General features: G+C 66.9%; 15 protein-coding genes. 8 read left to right on the top strand and 7 right to left on the bottom strand.

Annotation, left to right across the window (positions count from 1 at the left end):
• Positions 1-74 precede the first annotated feature (74 nt).
• Positions 75-983 carry a DMT family transporter gene (locus GV161_RS02310; protein ID WP_280179014.1) on the bottom strand — a complete coding sequence of 303 codons (909 nt, stop codon included), beginning with the start codon at positions 981-983 and terminating at the stop codon, positions 75-77.
• 219 nt (positions 984-1,202) lie between these two features.
• Here GV161_RS02310 and GV161_RS02315 point away from each other — a divergent pair, with 219 nt between their 5' ends.
• Positions 1,203-2,084, top strand: coding sequence for a type 1 glutamine amidotransferase (locus GV161_RS02315; protein ID WP_152012038.1), 882 nt, complete (start codon positions 1,203-1,205; stop codon positions 2,082-2,084).
• 1 nt (position 2,085) lies between these two features.
• Here the strand turns inward: GV161_RS02315 and GV161_RS02320 are convergent, their stop codons facing one another.
• Positions 2,086-2,688: an NAD(P)H-dependent oxidoreductase gene (locus GV161_RS02320; RefSeq protein ID WP_152012037.1), complete on the bottom strand. Its 603-nt coding sequence runs from the start codon at positions 2,686-2,688 to the stop codon at positions 2,086-2,088.
• Between the two features lie 77 nt (positions 2,689-2,765).
• Between GV161_RS02320 and GV161_RS02325 the strand changes: the two genes are divergently transcribed.
• From GV161_RS02325 to GV161_RS02340, 4 genes are all read left to right on the top strand, one after another.
• Positions 2,766-3,374 carry a TetR/AcrR family transcriptional regulator gene (locus tag GV161_RS02325; RefSeq protein ID WP_152012036.1) on the top strand — a complete coding sequence of 203 codons (609 nt, stop codon included), beginning with the start codon at positions 2,766-2,768 and terminating at the stop codon, positions 3,372-3,374.
• 78 nt (positions 3,375-3,452) lie between these two features.
• Entirely contained in the window at positions 3,453-5,075 is a 1,623-nt protein-coding gene (locus GV161_RS02330; protein WP_152012035.1) for an ABC-F family ATP-binding cassette domain-containing protein, read from the top strand.
• Between the two features lie 234 nt (positions 5,076-5,309).
• Positions 5,310-6,224, top strand: a complete 915-nt coding sequence (locus GV161_RS02335; RefSeq protein WP_152012034.1) for a hypothetical protein — start codon at positions 5,310-5,312, stop codon at positions 6,222-6,224.
• Positions 6,225-6,386: 162 nt separating this feature from the next.
• Complete coding sequence (locus GV161_RS02340; protein WP_159650106.1) at positions 6,387-8,066, top strand: mucoidy inhibitor MuiA family protein; 1,680 nt, start codon at positions 6,387-6,389, stop codon at positions 8,064-8,066.
• A gap of 23 nt (positions 8,067-8,089) precedes the next feature.
• On the opposite strand, the gene GV161_RS02345 is transcribed toward GV161_RS02340, so the two are convergent.
• The 3 genes from GV161_RS02345 to GV161_RS02355 form a co-directional block, all read right to left on the bottom strand.
• Complete coding sequence (locus GV161_RS02345; RefSeq protein ID WP_201302975.1) at positions 8,090-9,310, bottom strand: M20 aminoacylase family protein; 1,221 nt, start codon at positions 9,308-9,310, stop codon at positions 8,090-8,092.
• A gap of 174 nt (positions 9,311-9,484) precedes the next feature.
• Complete coding sequence (locus GV161_RS02350; protein ID WP_152012031.1) at positions 9,485-10,063, bottom strand: dual specificity protein phosphatase family protein; 579 nt, start codon at positions 10,061-10,063, stop codon at positions 9,485-9,487.
• Between the two features lie 87 nt (positions 10,064-10,150).
• On the bottom strand, positions 10,151-10,717 hold the full coding sequence (locus GV161_RS02355) for a dihydrofolate reductase family protein (RefSeq protein WP_152012030.1): 567 nt from the start codon (positions 10,715-10,717) through the stop codon (positions 10,151-10,153).
• A 246-nt stretch (positions 10,718-10,963) separates the two neighbouring features.
• On the opposite strand from GV161_RS02355, the gene GV161_RS02360 reads away from it, so the two are divergent.
• Positions 10,964-12,256 carry an adenylosuccinate synthase gene (locus GV161_RS02360; RefSeq protein ID WP_152012029.1) on the top strand — a complete coding sequence of 431 codons (1,293 nt, stop codon included), beginning with the start codon at positions 10,964-10,966 and terminating at the stop codon, positions 12,254-12,256.
• 31 nt (positions 12,257-12,287) lie between these two features.
• Positions 12,288-13,511 carry a histidine kinase gene (locus GV161_RS02365; protein WP_152012028.1) on the top strand — a complete coding sequence of 408 codons (1,224 nt, stop codon included), beginning with the start codon at positions 12,288-12,290 and terminating at the stop codon, positions 13,509-13,511.
• Positions 13,512-13,532: 21 nt separating this feature from the next.
• Here the strand turns inward: GV161_RS02365 and GV161_RS02370 are convergent, their stop codons facing one another.
• Positions 13,533-14,903 (bottom strand): hypothetical protein, encoded by a 1,371-nt coding sequence (locus GV161_RS02370; protein ID WP_159741820.1) that lies wholly within the window; start codon positions 14,901-14,903, stop codon positions 13,533-13,535.
• Positions 14,904-15,053: 150 nt separating this feature from the next.
• Positions 15,054-16,676, bottom strand: a complete 1,623-nt coding sequence (locus GV161_RS02375) for a peptide chain release factor 3 (protein WP_152012025.1) — start codon at positions 16,674-16,676, stop codon at positions 15,054-15,056.
• A gap of 182 nt (positions 16,677-16,858) precedes the next feature.
• On the opposite strand from GV161_RS02375, the gene GV161_RS02380 reads away from it, so the two are divergent.
• Complete coding sequence (locus GV161_RS02380; protein WP_159650107.1) at positions 16,859-18,541, top strand: HAMP domain-containing methyl-accepting chemotaxis protein; 1,683 nt, start codon at positions 16,859-16,861, stop codon at positions 18,539-18,541.
• Positions 18,542-18,556: the final 15 nt, after the last annotated feature.

Consider the following 18,556-nt stretch of genomic DNA (forward strand, 5'->3'; position numbering starts at 1 on the left):
CACCCCGCAAGGTTAGCGGGACACAGCCGGACTGCTTTGACATGGATCAATTCCAGGGAGGCCGAGAGGCGATTTCAGCGCAGCCTGCGTTCGGCGATCCAGATGCCGCCGAGCACCAGCGCCAGCGCGAGGCCGTGATAGAGCGCGAGCTGCTCGCCGAGGATCGCGACGGCGAGCAATGGCGCAAACACCGGCACGAGATTGACGAAGACGCCGGCCCGGCCGGGGCCGATCAGCTCGATCGCGCGCATGAAGAAGAGCTGCGACAGGATCGAAGGGCCGATCACCACAAAGGCCAGGATCAGCCAGCCCTTCGGCGTCGGCCAATAGGCCTTGCCGGCGGCGATCTCGACGCAGAGCAGCGGCAGCGAGACCAGGCAGGCGACGATCGCCATGGCGGTGAAGAAGATCAGCCCAGGCATGGGCGGGCGCGTGCGGATACCGACGGTATATCCCGCATAGAATATGCAGGCGATCATCATCCAGAGGTCGCCTGGCACGAAGCTGAGCTGCGAGAGGACGTGCCAGTCTCCGCGGCTCGCCGTGACCAGGACACCGATGATGGTGACGGCGACGCCGAGCCCCTGCAGCACGCCGATCGGCGTGCGGAAGGCGAAGAAGGCACCGAGCAGCACGAAGACCGGGATCGAGCCCTGCAGAATGCCGATGTTGATCGCCGTGGTCGAATACGCCGCGATGTACATCAGCGTGTTGAAGGCGGTGAAGCCGAAGGCGCCGAGCAGCACCACCTTGAGCCAGTTCGCCTTCAGCGCCGGCCAATGCTCGCGCAGACCCCGGCGGAACAGATAGGGCATGACGGCGCAGACGAAGACCCAGCGCAGTGCCGTCAGCGTCATCGGCGCGATCTCGCCGACGGCGAGCCGGCTGGCCACGGCGTTGCCCGCCCACAAGAGCGTCGTCATGACGAGCAGCAGATAGGCATTGGCCCAAACCCGCTGAGGAAAAGAGGCCGGCTGCTGCAAGACGGATGTCCCGATGGCGCGAAGACCTGCATAGCCTTGCACGCACTGCTTGTCCTATGCATGGCCCGCAAAAGTGGGCACCACTTTTGCGATAAGGCCCTGCATCGCCTTTGATCTGGCGCGAATTCTTTTCGTTCGATCGATGTCGATCGAACGGAAAGCGCGCTATGAGGAGGCGCAAAGCAGACCGTCGCCGCACGCAAACGTGCCGAGGATCCGATGAACGTGTTCAGCCGCAAGCCACTCCGCGTCCTCGTCGTCGACGGCTACAAGCGCGAAGGGCGCGAGGAATACATCCGCGACGCCGGCGCGACCCCGTCGGAGGCCTATGCCGCAGAGCTACGCCGGATCGAGCCTTCGCTGATCACCGATATCTGCCTGCCAGCCGACGAGGGCGCCAACCTGCCCGACGGCGCCGGCCTCGCCTCCTATGACGGTATCGCCCTGACCGGCTCCTCGCTGCACATCCACAGCCCCGAGCCGGCGGTGACCCGGCAGATCGAGCTGATGCGGGCGATCTACAAGAGCGGCACGCCCTGCTTCGGCTCCTGCTGGGGCATCCAGATCGGTGCTGTCGCCGCGGGCGGAACGGTCGCGTTCAATCCGAACGGCCTCGAGATCGGCTTTGCCCGCCGCATCGCCGTCAACCCGGCCGGGGCAAGGCACCCGCTGCTCGCCGGCCGGCCTGCCGCGTTCGATGCCCCGGCGATCCATTTCGACAGCATCGTCGCCCCACCCAGCGACGCGACCATCCTGGCCTCGAATGCGATGAGCCCGATCCAGGCCGCCGAGTTCCGCCAGGACGGCGGCACCTTCTGGGGCGTGCAGTACCACCCGGAATTCTCGCTGCGCCTGATCGCCACGATCCTGCGACGGCACAGCAAGACCCTGATCGAGCGCGGCCTGCGCAAGGACGAGGCCGCCGCAGCCGCCTGGATCGCCGATCTCGACGCGCTCGACGCCGATCCCACCCGCCACGACCTCGCCTGGGGCCTTGGGCTGGACGAGGAGGTGCTCGATCCGGTCAAGCGCGTGACGGAATTGCGCAATTTCCTGGAGATGCGGGTCAAGCCGCAGGCGAGCGTCCGCGGGCGGGCGTGACCTACGCCGCTTCGGCGGTCCTGTTCGCCGGCGTGAACACCTTGCCGCCGAGTGCCCGCGCCGTGTCGAGATGCTCCGACATGTCCGGTACCGGCACCAGGAACTCCGAGGTCACGACCGGCGCGCCGCAATAGCCGAAGATGCCATGATCGATCTGCGTCTTCATCGCCCCGTAATAGCCGTGGCGGGCGAAGGTGCGCATGTCGGCGCCGGCGAGCGCGACGAGATGGACCGGCAGATGCTGGAGCTTCTTGACCGTCTTCATGTCTTCTAGCTCTTCATAGGCCCAGCCATTGGCGAAGACCCGGTCGATCCAGCCCTTCATCAGTGCCGGCATCGACCACCAGTAGATCGGATAGACCAGCACCAGCGCATCGGCCCGGTCGACGCGCCCCTGCTCGAACGCGATGTCGGCAGGCTGTGCGATCTCGCGACGGTGCACCGCGAGGTCGTTCAGCGAGAAGCGCGGGTCGAAGCCCTCCTTGACGAGATCGGCGATCTCGACGCTGTGGCCGGCGCCGGAGACGCCGTCGGCCAGCGCCTGCGCGACGGCATGGCTGAGCGAAACAGGATCGGGATGGGCGACGACGACGAGGGCATGCATGGAATGTCTCCTGGGTTGATTGCGATCGGCTCGCGATCGTTATATACTTTTAGTAAGTTACTTTTGGTACATAATAGATGTCAAGCCTCGATACCGAACGACCGCGCCGCCAGCGCCTGACGCGCGAGGACCGCCAACGCCAGCTGATCGAAACCGCCTGGCGGATCGTCGGCGAGGAAGGCACCGACGCCTTGACGCTCGGCCATCTCGCCGAGCGGGCCGGCGTTGCCAAGCCGGTGGCCTACAGCCACTTCGCCACCCGCAACGGGCTGTTGATCGCGCTCTATCGCGACTTCGACATCAGGGAATATGCGATCATGGAGGCGGCGCTCGACGGCAGCGAAGCGACCCTCGCCGGCAAGGCCGGAGCGATCGCCTCCTCCTATGTCGATTGCGTGTTGACCCAGGGGCGCGAGATCCCTGGCGTCGTCGCGGCCCTGGCTGGCTCGCCCGAGCTCGCCGCTGTCAAACGCGACTGCGATCTGATCTTCCTGGAACGTTGCCGAGCCCTGCTCGCCCCCTTCGCGAACGGCCGGACGATCCCGACCGCCGGCTTGCGCGCCATGCTCGGCGCCGCCGAAGGGCTGTCACATGCCGCTGCAACCGACGAGATCGGCGCCGACGAGGCCAAGCGGGAATTGTTCGAGACGATCACCGCCATGGTTGCGCGCAGCGCGAGAACATAACCCACGCTTCGGGCTTCCGCCCACGCCGCTAGCCCTGTAAGTGCGCGGCAACTCCAGTTTCTCAGCGTCCCGGACATCATGATTCGCCTCGAAAGCATCGGCAAGCAGAACGGCCAGCAGATCATCTTCATCGAGGCCTCGGCGGCGCTGCAGAAGGGCGAGAAGGTCGGCCTCGTCGGCCCCAACGGCGCCGGCAAGACCACTCTGTTCCGGCTGATCACCGGCGAGGACCTGCCCGACGAGGGCCAGGTCAGCGTCGATCGCGGCACCACCATCGGCTATTTCAGCCAGGATGTCGGCGACATGAAGGGCCGCAGCGCCGTCTCCGAGGTGATGGACGGCGCAGGTCCCGTCAGCGCCATCGCCGCTGAGCTGAAGGAGCTGGAGGCGGCGCTCGGCGATCCCGACCGCGCCAACGAGATGGAAGAACTGATCACCCGCTATGGCGAGGTGCAGGGGCGCTTCGAGGAACTCGACGGCTATGCGCTTGACGGACGCGCCCGCGAAGTGCTCGACGGCCTCGGCTTCAGCCAGGAGATGATGGAGGGCGATGTCGGCGCACTCTCCGGCGGCTGGAAGATGCGCGTGGCGCTCGCCCGCATCCTGCTGATGCGGCCCGACGCGATGCTGCTCGACGAGCCGAGCAACCATCTCGATATCGAAAGCCTGATCTGGCTGGAAAGCTTCCTCAAGGGCTATGACGGCGCCCTCCTGATGACCTCGCACGATCGCGAATTCATGAACCGCATCGTCGGCAAGATCGTCGAGATCGATGGCGGCACGCTGACCAGCTATTCCGGCGACTACGAGTTCTACCAGCAGCAGCGCGCGCTGGCCGAGAAGCAGCAGCAGGCGCAGTTCGAGCGCCAGCAGGCGATGCTCGCCAAGGAGGTCGCCTTCATCGAGCGCTTCAAGGCCCGCGCGTCGCATGCGGCCCAGGTGCAGAGCCGCGTCAAGAAGCTCGACAAGATCGAGCGCGTCGAGCCGCCCAAGCGCCGCCAGACCGTGCAGTTCGAGTTCCAGCCGGCGCCGCGTTCCGGAGAGGATGTCGCAACCCTCAAGAACGTGCATGTCCGCTATGGCAGCAAGACGATCTATGAGGGGCTCGACTTCCAGGTCCGGCGCAAGGAGCGCTGGTGCGTGATGGGGGTGAACGGCGCCGGCAAGTCGACGCTGCTGAAGCTGGTCGCCGGCGCCACGCAGCCGAACGAAGGCACGGTCGTTGTCGGCGGCACCGTCAAGATGGGCTATTTCGCCCAGCATGCCATGGAGCTGCTCGACGGCGACGAAACCATCTTCGAATCGCTCGAAGGCTCGTTCCCGCAGGCCGGGCAAGGCTCGCTGCGCGCGCTCGCCGGCTGCTTCGGCTTCTCCGGCGACGATGTCGAGAAGCGCTGCCGCTTCCTCTCCGGCGGCGAGAAGGCCCGCCTCGTCATGGCCAAGATGCTCTATGATCCGCCGAATTTCCTCGTACTCGACGAGCCTACCAACCATTTGGACATCGCCACCAAGGAGATGCTGATCACGGCGCTCGCGCAATACGAGGGCACGATGCTGTTCGTCAGCCACGATCGCCATTTCCTGGCGGCGCTCTCCAATCGGGTGCTCGAGCTGACGCCGGACGGCGTGCACAATTATGGCGGCGGCTACACCGAATACGTCGCCAGCACCGGCCAGGAGGCGCCCGGCCTGCGGAGTTAAGGGCGGCGAACGCCTCCTGCCCGCAACACGCCGACGATCTGTGTACCTTAGCGACAATTGCCCTGAATTCGACGGCTAAACTACCAGGACGCGAATTGCGCGCGGCGATCTTGTTGGCGCCGGCATGTCGTGCAAGTCTATCTCCTGCTTCTCCGACGACGCGTATGCCTGCCTTTCGCAAGGACAGGTGGCCCGACCGGGCGGCCTCGACTTGGCTACGGATGGAGATGGCAGATGGCCGGCGATCTCGATTTGCTGATCGGAACCTGGACGGTCCGGGTCAAGAGCTGGACGTGGCAGTACGATTTTCGCGCCGGCGGCGTCGTGAGCTGGCGAGACCTCGGCAGCGCGGAAGGCGGCACGGGCAACTGGGCCGCCAGTTCCACGCTGGTCAACATGTGGTGGAAAGGCTCGTCGACCCGCGAGAGCTGGCAAAGACCGTTGTCGAACAGCAACGACCACACCTGGTACGAGTCGTCCTATTATCGCGGCAAATACCGGATCGAGAAGAACGGCGCGATCGCGCCGACGCCTAGCCCGACGCCATCCGCACCGACTGAGGCGGATATTATCGAGACCGCCTGGAATGCGAGCCGCAGTTCGCTGCGCTTTGCACTGACCCGGCTGAGGCTGCTGCAGCGACAGATCGACTTTCTCATCGACTCGCTCGGCGACCAGGCCGCTTTCGACGCGCTGTGGGTGACCTATCGGCGCGATATCGCGGTCATCGCACGCCTGCTCATCGTGCCTGCCAATCCGATGGATGACGCTTTCCGTGATGCGCTGGCGAAGTCTATCTCGATGCTCGACCAGAACCTTGCCTTGCCGAAGGCGCTCAACGCGGCGCATGCCGGCGGCAAATGCGCCGATCCCAGATCGGCCTTCGCCTGGACCACTCCGGGCCGCAAGCCGCCGGACACCGATCTGTGCAATCCCTGGTTCAGTGCCAATGCCGAGCTCAAGCGCGACGTCATCACCCATGAATACTTCCACACGATCGGCTGCGCCGACATCGAGGTGAACACGACAGCCGAAGCGTTCCGTAACGCCAACACCATGGCGCAGCTCGTCGCCTTCCTGCATGACCGGGCCCGGCAACAATATTCCGACGGTCACGGGCAGATGGTCCCGCCGCTGCCAACTCCCTGACGCAGCGAAAACCGCGCTGGCGCCGGCAAGGGCCAGCCATCGTCGCCGGGCGGTGATGGCGCCCCTGCGGCGCTGTCCCGCGTTCCGGCCCAATTCCGCCCTCGCCGCGCCGAAATCCACTGGGCAAATCGCGGCTGCTTGATTTGTCGGGGGACAGAAATGATGAAGACCGGACTGGCCGCAGCCTTGATTTTCGCACCGAGCCTCGCAGGCGCCGCCGAGATCGAACTTGCCTCGAAGATCGACAGCGTCACCGTCTACCCCGACGGTGCGGTCGTGACCCGGCTCGGCAAGGCCTCGCTGCTGGAGGGCGTCTCGCAGATCGTGCTGCGCGGCCTGCCCGCCAGCGTCGATCCCGCGTCGATCCGGGTCGAGGCGCAGGGCGACGGCTCCTTCGCGATCGGCGCGGTCGATGTCCGCCAGGTTCCGGGCGAGGCCCGCCCCGCCCTCGATCAGGCGCTGGAAGGCAAGATCCGAGCGTTGCAAGGCGAGAAGGCGAAGCTCGCCGGCGAGATCAGCGCGATCGAAGCCAAGCGCGCGACCATCGAGAATTTCGGCAAGATCGGCCCCGACAAGCTCGGGCCGGATGGCAAGGCCCTGCCTGTCGCCGACTGGCCGGCGGTGTTCGACGCGATCGGTACGGCGCTGGTCAAGGTCCAGGGCGAATTGCTCACCCTGCGCAACCGCATTTCCGATCTCGATGCCGAGATCGCTGCGCTGGAGAAGGCAAGGCCCTTGGCGCCGCGGGCCGGCCAGCCCAAGCGCGACGTCGCCATCGCCGTCGAGGCGAAGGCGCCCGTCGCCGCCGACATCTCCGTCAGCTATCGCGTCGCCGGGGCGAGCTGGCTGCCGGTCTATGAAGCCAGGCTGACCACGGGCAGCGCCAATGCGGCCGAGATCGCCTTCACCCGCCGCGCCGAATTGCGCCAGCGCACCGGTGAGGACTGGAACGAGGTCGCAGTCGAGCTCTCGACCACGCGCTCGGCCCAGGGCACGCGCGCGCCGGAGCTCAATCCGCTGCGCATCGCCTTCTACGAGCCGCCGGTGGTCTATGAGGAGCGGGCACGTCTGCAAAGACAGGACTCTGAGCGTGCAGCAAGGGCTCCTGCCCTTGCGATTGCGCCGGCGCCCGCCGCGCCCGACCAGGCGCTCGGCGCCGCCGAGCCGAAAAAGGCCGAGATCCAGACCGCCAGCATCAGCGCCGGCGCCTATCAGGCCAGCTTCAAAGTGCCCGGCCGGGTCACCGTCCCGCAGGACGGCTCCAGCAAGGCCGTGGTGCTGACGCAGGGCAAGGTCAAGCCGGAGCTCTCGGCCCGCGCCACGCCGGAGCTCGAGGAGAAGGCCTATCTCGAAGCCAGCTTCAGCCATGAGGACGAGGCGCCGTTGCTCGCCGGCGAGGTCTATCTCCATCGCGACGGCGCCTATATCGGCAAGGGCCGGCTCGGACAGGTCGCGCCCGGCGACAAGGTCGAGCTCGGCTTCGGCGCCGACGATCGCCTCAAGGTGACGCGTGTGCCGGTGCGCCGGCGCGAGAACGATTCCGGCTGGCTCGGCTCGACCCGCACCGACCAGCGCGAGTTCAAGACGGTGGTGAAGAGCCTGCACGCCCAGCCGGTCAAATTGACCGTGACCGAGCGCGTGCCGTTCTCCGAGAACAGCGCGATCACTGTCGAATTGCTGTCACAGAGCACGCCGCCGACCGAGAAGCAGGTCGGCGACAAGCGCGGCGTCTCGGCCTGGAGCTTCGAGCTCGCCCCGGGCGCGCAGAAGGAGATCCGCCTCGCCTACCGGATCAAGTATCCCGGCGACCGCGAGGTCATCTTCGACCAGACACGGCGGTAGGCGAAACGCCCTGCGATCGCGAGCTACTCCGCCGCGATCGCCTGCCAGCCCTGGCCGAGCTCCTGCTCGACCAGGCCGACCCAGTAGCGCACGCCGGCCGGGATGATCTCGTCGTTGAAGTCATAAAGCGGGGTGTGCAGGCCGGCGAAGGAGCCGTCGGCTGCGACGCCGTTGCCGATGCGCATGAACGCGCCGGGGCAGACCAGCATCATCTCGGCGAAATCCTCGCCGCCCGTGCCGCGCAGCATCTGGCCGTTGACATGCTCGGCCCCGACAGCCGCCGAAGCCGCTGCGACCGCGACCTGGACCTGCTCGGCCGCGTTCACCAGCGGGCTGGTGCCGCGATGGTAGTGGGCTTGCGCCTCACAGCCCCAAGCCTGGGCGGTCGCCGACGCCAGCTCGGAAATACGGCGCTCCACCAGATCGCGCACCGCCTGAGAATAGGTCCGCGCCGTGCCGCCGATGACGAGTTCGGACGGGATGACGTTCGAGGCGTTCTCGTCGCCGCCATGGATGAAGCCGACGCTGATCACGGCGGTGTCGAGCGGCGCGACATTGCGGCCGATGATGCCCTGCAGCCCGAGCACGAAATGCGCCTGCGCATAGGTAATGTCGGTCGAGCGATGCGGCTGCGAGCCGCCATGGCCACCGACGCCGCGGAAGGTCACCCGCCAGGAATCTGCCGCGGCGAGGAACGGCCCGACCGCCGTGCCGAAGCTCGACGCAGGCTGACCGGGTGTATTGTGCAGACCGTAGATCGCATCGCAGGGGAAGCGCTCGAACAGCCCGTCGGCGAGCATGGCGTTGGCGCCGCCGCGGCCTTCTTCGGCCGGCTGGAAGATCAGGTTGACCGTGCCGCCGAAATCCCGGTTCTCGGCGAGGTAGCGCGCCGCCGCGAGCAGCATGGTGGTGTGGCCGTCATGGCCGCAGGCATGCATCCGGCCGGGGACTTTCGAGGCATGCGGCAGCCCGGTCAGCTCCTCCAGCGCAAGGCAGTCCATGTCGGCGCGCAGGCCGATGGCGCGCTGTCCCGGCTGGGTGCCGCGGATAACGCCGACGACGCCGGTCTTGCCGACAGTCTCGGTGACCTCGACACCCCATTCACGCAGCCTGTCGGCGACGAGCCTTGCGGTGCGATATTCTTCCAGACCGAGCTCGGGATTCGCGTGGATGTCGCGGCGGATCGCCGTGAACTCGGCGTGATGTTCGCCGAGCCAGTCGTCGAGCTTCGTCATGATTGTCATTCCCCAGCCTGCGGCGTTCTTTTGCAGGCATGGCTCATGCCATTGCCCGTCGCCGCCCCCTCCTTCTCATAAGGCCGATCGCCGCCAACTCATTCTGCGAACACGGCAAAACCGCCATGCTCCCAGAGACTGACGAAGGGCAGGACAGGCTACGCGGAGACTGGGGAAAAGCGTTCAGCCCGCCATCGCGACTTCGGCGCCGCGGCCGAGATCGGCCATCCACTGGCGATAGCGCGGCTGCGCCTCGAGCTGATGGGCATAGTGCCGACGAAGTGCGTCGGTGAGCTTTCCGCCGCGCTTCAGCTGCGCATCGGCGAAACCGACCATCACCGAATTCGGCCAGGCCTGCGGCCGGATCGTGCGCAGGCGAGCGAACAGGGCGTCCTCGCCTTCCTCGGGATTCACCTGCGTCATCAGCGACAGCATCGCCGCGGTCGAGCGCGAAATGCCCATATGGCAATGCACCAGCAGGTGTCCCTCCTGCCGCTGAATCGCCGACTCGCGCAGCTTCGCGCCGAAATCGAGGATCTCGGCGACGTGAGCCTCGGTCGGATGCACGCGGCCGTCCTGCGGCGTGATGATGTCGTGGAAACGCAACGTCGTGCGCTCATGCGCCTCATAGGCCACGAAGGATTGCAGTTCCGGGAGGTCGGGATCGAGCAGTGACAGCACATGGCTGACCTTGCGCGTGCTCTGCGCCGGCAGCTCCTCGATCCCGCAGACGGTGAGCGTCGAAATGGCGATGGGCAGCATCGGCGTCGATCCCTGATCCAGAAGGCGCCGGGTTAATCCTCCCCCGCGACCTCCGCAACCGCGATCGCCGCAAGGCTGCCCTGCCCGTCAGGGCCTGGCCTCGTAGCGCAGCCACTGGATGCCCTCGCCAAGCGTCGTCGCCGCGGCGAGCGTGAGGTTGCTGCGCACGCCGTCGGCGAAGAGCCGCCCGCCTGCGCCGAGCGCGACCGGATAGACCATCAGGTTGTAGGCATCGACGAGCCCGGCGCGCTGCAGGCCATGGACGAGCTTCAGGCTGCCATAGACCAGGATGTCGCCGCCGGGCTTTTGCTTCAGAGCTGCGATGGCGGCGAGCGCATCGCCCGCGAGGATCGCGGTGCCCTGCCACTCGGCGCGCGTCAGCGTCGCCGAGGCGACATGCTTCGGCAAGGCGTTGATCTGCTCGGCGAACGGACTGTTTGTCACATGCGGCCAGACCGCGGCGAAGGCCTCGTAGGTCTTGCGGCCGAGCAGCAGCGAACCGGCGGCGTCGAGCTCGGCCTGCTTCAACCGCTCGCCTTCCGGCCCGCGCGTGAACGGTCCGGTCCAGTCGCCGAGGCCGGAATTCTCCATGCCGACCGGGTCCTCGATGACGCCGTCGAGCGAGATGTACTGGGTGACGACGAGCTTGCGCATGCTGCTTCTCCTGCGATCCGCCGAGCAGCGCTGCGCTGCCCCTTCTGCCCTGTCGTCGAAGCAGGAGCGGCGGAATCGACAGCGCCTTTCAAAAATTCTTTCCCCGGCTTTGCGCGCGTCAGCCTTGACCTTGCCATTCTCTTGGACGAAGAGAGCTTGCAAGGACCTCACCCGAAACCCCGGCCTTGCGCCGGGGTTTTTGTTCGTGCGGGCGCTTGCGCCAACAGCAAAGAGGGAATTTCCTCCATGGCGAACGTGGTCGTGGTCGGCGCTCAGTGGGGCGACGAGGGCAAGGGCAAGATCGTCGACTGGCTGTCGAGCCAGGCCGATGTGGTGGTTCGCTTCCAGGGCGGCCATAATGCCGGCCATACCCTCGTCATCGACGGCACCGTCTACAAGCTCTCGCTGCTGCCCTCGGGCATCGTGCGCCCCGGCAAGCTCTCGGTGATCGGCAACGGCGTCGTCGTCGACCCTTGGCACCTCGTCGAGGAAATCGCCCGGCTGCGCACGCAGGGCGTCGCCATTTCCTCTGAGAACCTGCGCGTCGCCGACAACGCCACGCTGATTTTGCCGCTGCACCGCGAGCTCGACCATTTCCGTGAGACCTCGAACTCGGCGCTGAAGATCGGCACCACCAAGCGCGGCATCGGCCCGGCCTATGAGGACAAGGTCGGCCGCCGCGCCATCCGGGTCATCGACCTCAAGGACGAGACGGTCCTGAAGGCCAAGATCGAGCGCCTGCTCGCCCACCACAACGCGCTGCGCCGTGGCCTCGGCATCGCCGAAGTCGACGGCGTCGAGCTGCTGAAGCAGCTGACCGAGATCGCGCCGCAGGTGCTGCCTTACGCCGACACGGTCTGGGCTTTGCTCGACGCCCAGCGCCGCGCCGGCAAGCGCATCCTGTTCGAGGGCGCACAGGGCGCCCTGCTCGACGTCGACCACGGCACCTACCCGTTCGTGACGTCCTCCAACATCGTCGCCGGCCAGGCCGCGACCGGCTCGGGTCTCGGCCCTTCCGCCGTCGGCTATGTGCTGGGCATCGCCAAGGCCTACACCACCCGCGTCGGCGAAGGCCCGTTCCCGACCGAGCTCTTCGACGAGATCGGCGAATTGATCGGCCAGAAGGGCAAGGAGTTCGGCGTCGTCACCGGCCGCAAGCGCCGCTGCGGCTGGTTCGACGCCTGCCTGGTGCGCCAGACGGTCAAGACCTCCGGCATCGACGGCATCGCGCTGACCAAGCTCGACATCCTCGACGGCTTCAAGGAGATCAAGGTCTGCACCGGCTACAAGCTCGACGGCGAGATCCTCGAGCACCTGCCGGCCGGCCAGCGCGACCAGGCAAGGGTCGAGCCGATCTACGAGGTGATCGAGGGCTGGGAGGGCTCGACCGCCGGCGCTCGCTCCTGGGCCGAGCTGCCGGCGCAGGCAATCAAATATGTACGCCGTATCGAGGAACTGATCGGCGCCTCCGTCTCGGTGCTGTCGACCAGCCCTGAGCGCGACGATACGATCCTGGTCCAGAACCCGTTCGAGGGTTGACGGGCCAAGCCAACCCGGACATGTGAGGCCAATGGCCGATTTCCACCCCATTCTGGCGCGTGCGATCGCCGGACTGACCGACAAGTCTCCGGAAGCACGTCGCGCCGTCTACGATCGCGCGCGCACGGCGTTGCTCGCGCAATTGCGCAGCCTCGACCCGCCGCTTTCCGAAGCCGACATCACCCGCGAGCGACTCTCGCTCGATGAGGCGGTGTCGCGCATCGAGGCCGAGATCGCACTCGCCGACGCGATCGAGCCGAGCCTGCCACCGCTCCTGCTGGACGAACCGCCGGCTGCTTCCGCGACACCGCCCGCGCGGCCGGAACCGAAACCACGCCCTGCGGTATCGCAGGAACCGCCGCGCTTCGAGGAGCAGGCGGCCGCTCGCGACGAAGCCCAGCCGATCCGCCCACGCGTCGCGCCGCCGCGCAAGCGCAGCGTCAACCCTGGCCATGTCCGCACGGCCATCGTCGGCGGCGGTGTTGCGCTCGCCGTCGCGGTGATCGCCGGCGCGGCCTATTACGTCAACAAGGTCGCTCCGCAGGACCAGCAGGTCCGCCCGCGCGTCGAAACCCAGGCTACGCCAGCTCCGCAGGACCAGGCCGGCAAGATCAGCGAGCGCGCCGGCAGCGAAACCGCCCCGACGCCGAGCCAACCTTCCGGCCAGCGCCCGAACCAGCAGGCCGGCACCCAGCCCGGCAGCGACATCGCCGTCGCCCAGCGCGCCATCCTCTATATCGAGGTCCCCGAGACCCCGCAGCAGCCCCGCACCGTGCAGGGCCGCGTACTCTGGCGGCTCGACAGCGACACCGCCGGCCCTGGCCGACCGGTCGAGACGATCGTGCGCGCCACCATCGAGATGGCCGATGCCGGGCTCTCGCTCGACTTCACCATCCGGCGCAACACCGATAGCGCCTTCCCGGCCTCGCACATCATCGGCATGCGCTTCACCACCTCGGGCGAAGCAGCGAACGACGCGATCCGCGAAGTCGGCGTGCCGCAGTTCAAGCTCGAAGAGGGTGAGCGCGGCGCGCCGCTCTCGGCGATCTCCTCGGCGCTTGGCGAGAACCTGTTCGTGGCGGCCCTCTCGAACGTTCCGGTCGAGTCCGAGCGCAATCTCGATTTGCTGCGCAACCGCAACTGGATCGACCTGCCGGTCCGCTTCAACTCCGGCCGGCGCGGCATCATCACCTTCGAGAAGGGCGGCGCCGGCAACCAGACGATCGGCGATGCGCTGAACCGCTGGCAGGGCTGAGGCGAACAGGACGCCTCAGCGTTACCGCTGCGTTGCGAGCTGCCGCATGACCTCGACCATCACGGGGTCCTTGCCGGCGGCATAGTCGGCGAAACCAGGCGCAATGGTCACGGTCGGCTGGAGATCACCGGCCGGCACGCCGTAGATGTAGTTCAGCAGGAAGCAGGTCGTGATCTGCGACAGGCTGCAGCCATGCTCCCAATCGTGGAAGGCGGTGGTGTAGCGCACCGTGATCTTCGCGTTCGGCAGTTGCGTGAGCCCGCCCTCCCCCCAGAACTGCGAGCGATCGCCCATCGCCTCCCCGATGACGATGGCGCGCTCTCCGGCGAAATGCTTCAGCCTCGCCGCGGTGCTGATCGCGGCCGAGAACGTGTTCGCACTGGTCAGGATGAAGAGCCTGCCGGACGCAGGGAGAATCTCCGGCAGCCGGCGCGTGAAATCCGCGGCCAGGGTGTAGTCGCCGCCGGAGTTGAAACGCAGGTCGACAATAGCCTTGCGAATGGACTTCTTCGCCGCTTCGTCGAGCATTCCGGACAGATAGGCGGATAGACCGACCGGTGCCTGATCACCAACCCGGTTGACCTGGACATAGAGCAGATCATCTACCGGAAAATTGTGCCAGTAGTTCGCGTCGAGGCGCGTGAGATAGGTCGGCAACGCGACGCCATCCAGCACATGTCGCCATCCGCTTGCTTGGCCAGGAGGACTCAAATTGCCCTTCGGCCATAAAAAGCGATTGTGCGGTGCCCGCGTAGCCGTGTTGGCCGCGATGACCACCGAGCCAGTGCCTCCACCGGCTAGGCGAATCTCGAAGGTGCTGCCATTGGCCGTCGCGGCCAGGCCGGCCGCATGGAGCAGTTCCGGCGAAATCAGAAAATTCGGCACGAACTCCCGGGCGAGATTGACGGGACCACCGACATAGGGGCGCAGCGCCTCGACCAGTGCGGCAGTCGCGCGCCCGTTCACGCCGAGCACCTGTCCGCCGAGCAGATGCCGTCGCTCTTCATCTGTCGCGATCACGAACAGCCCGTCGGCAAACCAGCCGAGCCGGATCGGCACGGCATTGAAGCCGTGGCCGCCGACGAGACCCAGCACATTGGTATGGCCGTTATCGGCCAGAGCCACGGCCTTCGCCGCGGCCATCGCCAGGCCCGCCCGGTCGAGTTCGCCGGCGCGCGGCTCGATCGCGGCGATGGCCTGATCGAACGCCGCACGGCTCTGCGCCGTGAAGCTGCGCTCGACCTCCGGCAGGCGGCGCAGATGGGTGAGGTCCTGGAGATTCCTGTCGCGTTGCGAGGCAGCCGCGGGGACATCCGCCTTCGGATAAGGCTTCAGTGTCGGATAGAGGATGATAACGAGCGGTATTGCGGCGACGGCGAGCAAAGCCGCCATGCCAGCCAGGAGCCTGAGCCCACGTTGGCACCATGAGCGCCTCGGAATCTCACCGTCTCGTCGCATGGCCTGACCGGTCTCCGCCGAATGGCGCCACGCTTTACCATCGACCGCGACAGATAGCGGCAGCACAGCGCTGCCGCCTCAGCCTCAGCCCCCCGACACCTTCTGGTAGTCCTTCACATCGGAGAAGCTGATCTCCGGTGCGCGCTCGGCGTCGTATTTCAGGGTGAACTGCGACGAGGCCATGAAGACCGGGTCGCCGTCGAGATCATCCGCCATCGAGGACGGCTTGGCCGCCGTGAATTTCTGCAGCGCGACCTTGTCCTCGCTGGAAACCCAGCGCGCGATCGCGAACTGGCAGGGCTCGAAATCCACGGGAAGCGAATACTCCGCCTCCATGCGCTCCTTGAGCACGTCGAGCTGCAGCGCGCCGACGACGCCGACGATGGCGGGCGCGCCGTCATGCGGCAGGAAGAGCTGGACCACGCCCTCCTCGGCCATCTGCTGCAGCGCCTCGCGCAGCTTCTTCGCCTTCATCGCGTCCTTGAGCTTGACGCGGCGCAGGATTTCCGGGGCGAAGCTCGGCACGCCACGGAAGACGATCTCCTCGCCCTCGGTCAGCGTGTCGCCGATACGCAGCGTGCCGTGGTTCGGCAGGCCGACGATGTCGCCGGCGAAGGCCTCCTCGGCGATCGAGCGGTCGCGCGCGAAGAAGAATTGCGGCGCGTTCAGCGGCAACGGCTTGCCGGTGCGCACCAGCTTCGCCTTCATGCCACGCGAGAGCTTGCCCGAGCACACCCGCATGAAGGCGATGCGGTCGCGATGGTTCGGGTCCATGTTCGCCTGGATCTTGAAGACGAAGCCGGTCATCTTCGGCTCGCCCGCCTCGATCAGCCGCTTGTCGGCCGATTGCGCGCGCGGGCTCGGTGCGAGCTTGCCGAGCGCGTCGATCAGGTCGCGCACGCCGTAGTCGCGCAGCGCCGCGCCGAAATAGACCGGCGTCAGGTGCCCCTCGCGGAAGGCCTCGAGGTCGAAGGGCTTGCAGCCCTCGCGCGCCAGGAAGACCTCCTCGCGGAAGGTGTCGGCAGCGCTATGGGGCAGGAGCTCGTCGAAGAGCTTGTCGTCCTCGCCGTCGACCTTCTGGCCGGCATCGCTCTCGTCGCCCTTCTGGTTGCGGCGCAGCGTATTGCTGGCGAGGTCGAGCGTGCCGACGAACTCGCGCCCGCGCCCGACCGGCCAGGTCATCGGCGCGACGTCGAGCGCCAGCGTCGTCTCGATCTCGTTGAGCAGGTCGAAGGGATCGCGCGTCTCGCGGTCGACCTTGTTGATGAAGGTGACGATCGGGATGTCTCTGAGACGGCAGACCTCGAACAGCTTCTTGGTGCGCGCCTCGATGCCCTTGGCGGCGTCGATCACCATCACGGCACTGTCGACCGCCGTGAGGGTTCGATAGGTGTCCTCCGAGAAGTCCTCGTGGCCGGGCGTGTCGAGCAGATTGAAGACGTGCCCGTCATATTCGAAGGTCATCACCGAGGTGACGACCGAGATGCCGCGCTGGCGCTCGATCTTCATCCAGTCGGAGGAGGTCTGGCGCCGGCCGGCCTTGGCCCTCACCTCGCCTGCGAGCTGGATGGCGCCGCCGAAATAGAGCAGCTTCTCGGTCAGCGTGGTCTTGCCCGCGTCCGGGTGCGAGATGATGGCGAAGGTCCGCCGGCGCACATGGGGCGCCGCGGCAGCCGCCGCGCTGTCGATGGTCGAAAGATCGGTCATGGCGTGGTCAAGACAGGATGCCGCCCCTCCTGTCAATCGGGCGAGGCGTCATCGCGACGCCTTGGTCTGCCGGCGCAGCGCAGGCGCTCCCAACGCAAATTTAACCAAACCATGCCCTTATGGGCGATGGGTCCCCCGCTGCGCACCGAGACAAAGCCGCGGCCTGCTGTTTCGCGACACAGATGGCCACGCTGCGCACCATCTCGAGCCAGATCCTTGCCGCGATAGCGCTTCTCGTCGTCGCCGCTGCCCTCGCCATCGGCCTCGGCGTGCACAGCCTCAGCCGCTATGCCACGATGACCAACGAGATGCAGTCGGTCACGCATCGCTCCGCCATCGCCGAGCGGATCAATGGGCTGGTGAACGCCGTCGTCATGGAATCGCGCGGCATTTACATGAGCGAGGGCGCCATAGGAGCGGAGCGTTTCGCCCCACCGCTCCTGCAAAACCTCGCCGAGATCGAACTGCTGATGGCCGAATGGCAGCCGCTGATCGAGACGCAGGAACGGGCCGACTTCGAACTCCTCGAAGCGCGTGTCCGGGAATTCATCCAGTTCCGGCGTGAGATCGTTCGGCTCGGGCGCCAGGGCGCCACGATGGCGGCGCGCGTAGCCGGAAACGACGACGCCAATCGCGACAATCGCAAAGCGCTCAACGAGACGTTGAAGCGGATCGCAGGTAGCTATGACGGTCGTAGCACCGCGCTCGACGCCAGGCTCGAAGCGATGCAGCGCGACAGCGTCAACCTGCAGATCGGCGTCGGCGTTCTTTCGATCGTGGTCGGCCTCGGCCTCGCGCTCCTCGTCGTGCATCGCCGTGTTTCGCATCCGCTGCGCAGGCTTGCGACGACGATGCATAGCTTGGCGGCAGCCGAACTCGTCCCGAATATCCCGCTCGTGCACCGTCAGGACGAGATCGGCGCCATGGCTCGCTCGGTCGAGGTCTTCCGCGAAAATGCTCAGGCTCGAGAAGCTCTCGAGGCTGCAGCCGCTCAAGAGGACGCCGGGCGCACGGCGCGCCAGCAGCGGATCGCCGAGGTCGTCGCCGCCTTCGACGCGCGCCTCGCCGACGCGCTGGAGACAGTCGAGACCGGCGCGCACACGCTGGAGGGCGCAGCGCGGGCGGTGAGCGAGATCGCCAGCGCCCGTACCGTTCAGATCGACGGGGCACAGAACGCCTCGCAGGACGCCTCCGACAGGGTCCAGCACGTCGCCGTCGCGGCCGAGGAACTGTCCAACTCGATCGCCGAGATTGCCGACCGCGTGACGCGTGCGAGCACCATGGTCAGCAGCGCCGCGCGGGACGCCCAGGGGGTAAGTCGGCGCGTCGATGGTCTCGCTCAGGCCTCCGAGCGCATCGTCAGCGTCATCGACCTGATCCGCGACATCGCCGAGCAGACCAATCTGCTCGCGCTCAACGCGACGATCGAGGCTGCCCGCGCCGGTGAGACCGGGCGCGGCTTTGCCGTCGTCGCCGCCGAGGTCAAGACCCTGGCGAGCCGGACCGCCGAGGCGACGAACGGCATCACCAGCCAGATCGAGGCCTTCCGCGGCGAGGCCAGGGATGCCGTCGCAGCGATCGGCGCGATCGCCGCGACGATCACGGACGTCTCGCAGCACACCGGCGCCATCGCCGCCGCGACCGAGCAGCAGAAGAGCACGACCTCGGAAATCGCCCGCAACGCCCAGGCGACCGCCGATGGCGCCGCGACCGCGGCCTTTGCGCTGGTGAGCCTTGCCGCCGCCTCTGGCGAGGCGACCAGCGCCGCCTCGGACACGCTGCGCACTGCCGAGAACCTGGCACGCGAAGCCGAGGCGCTGCGCGGCGCCGTCGCGACCTTCTTCAGCCAGATCAAGGCAGCCTGAAGCGGCCGCTCGATC

This window comes from Bosea sp. 29B (assembly GCF_902506165.1).
Classification (GTDB): Bacteria; Pseudomonadota; Alphaproteobacteria; order Rhizobiales; family Beijerinckiaceae; genus Allobosea.

Excerpts from the sequence above, each read along its gene's own strand:
- GV161_RS02330 (WP_152012035.1), top strand. The coding sequence starts at position 3,453 with ATGATTCGCCTCGAAAGCATCGGCAAGCAGAACGGCCAGCAGATCATC.
- GV161_RS02360 (WP_152012029.1), top strand. The coding sequence starts at position 10,964 with ATGGCGAACGTGGTCGTGGTCGGCGCTCAGTGGGGCGACGAGGGCAAG.
- GV161_RS02345 (WP_201302975.1), bottom strand. The coding sequence starts at position 9,310 with ATGACAATCATGACGAAGCTCGACGACTGGCTCGGCGAACATCACGCC.
- GV161_RS02365 (WP_152012028.1), top strand. The coding sequence starts at position 12,288 with ATGGCCGATTTCCACCCCATTCTGGCGCGTGCGATCGCCGGACTGACC.
- GV161_RS02315 (WP_152012038.1), top strand. The coding sequence starts at position 1,203 with ATGAACGTGTTCAGCCGCAAGCCACTCCGCGTCCTCGTCGTCGACGGC.
- GV161_RS02370 (WP_159741820.1), bottom strand. The coding sequence starts at position 14,903 with ATGGCGGCTTTGCTCGCCGTCGCCGCAATACCGCTCGTTATCATCCTC.
- GV161_RS02350 (WP_152012031.1), bottom strand. The coding sequence starts at position 10,063 with ATGCTGCCCATCGCCATTTCGACGCTCACCGTCTGCGGGATCGAGGAG.
- GV161_RS02325 (WP_152012036.1), top strand. The coding sequence starts at position 2,766 with ATGTCAAGCCTCGATACCGAACGACCGCGCCGCCAGCGCCTGACGCGC.
- GV161_RS02375 (WP_152012025.1), bottom strand. The coding sequence starts at position 16,676 with ATGACCGATCTTTCGACCATCGACAGCGCGGCGGCTGCCGCGGCGCCC.
- GV161_RS02355 (WP_152012030.1), bottom strand. The coding sequence starts at position 10,717 with ATGCGCAAGCTCGTCGTCACCCAGTACATCTCGCTCGACGGCGTCATC.
- GV161_RS02380 (WP_159650107.1), top strand. The coding sequence starts at position 16,859 with ATGGCCACGCTGCGCACCATCTCGAGCCAGATCCTTGCCGCGATAGCG.
- GV161_RS02335 (WP_152012034.1), top strand. The coding sequence starts at position 5,310 with ATGGCCGGCGATCTCGATTTGCTGATCGGAACCTGGACGGTCCGGGTC.
- GV161_RS02340 (WP_159650106.1), top strand. The coding sequence starts at position 6,387 with ATGAAGACCGGACTGGCCGCAGCCTTGATTTTCGCACCGAGCCTCGCA.
- GV161_RS02320 (WP_152012037.1), bottom strand. The coding sequence starts at position 2,688 with ATGCATGCCCTCGTCGTCGTCGCCCATCCCGATCCTGTTTCGCTCAGC.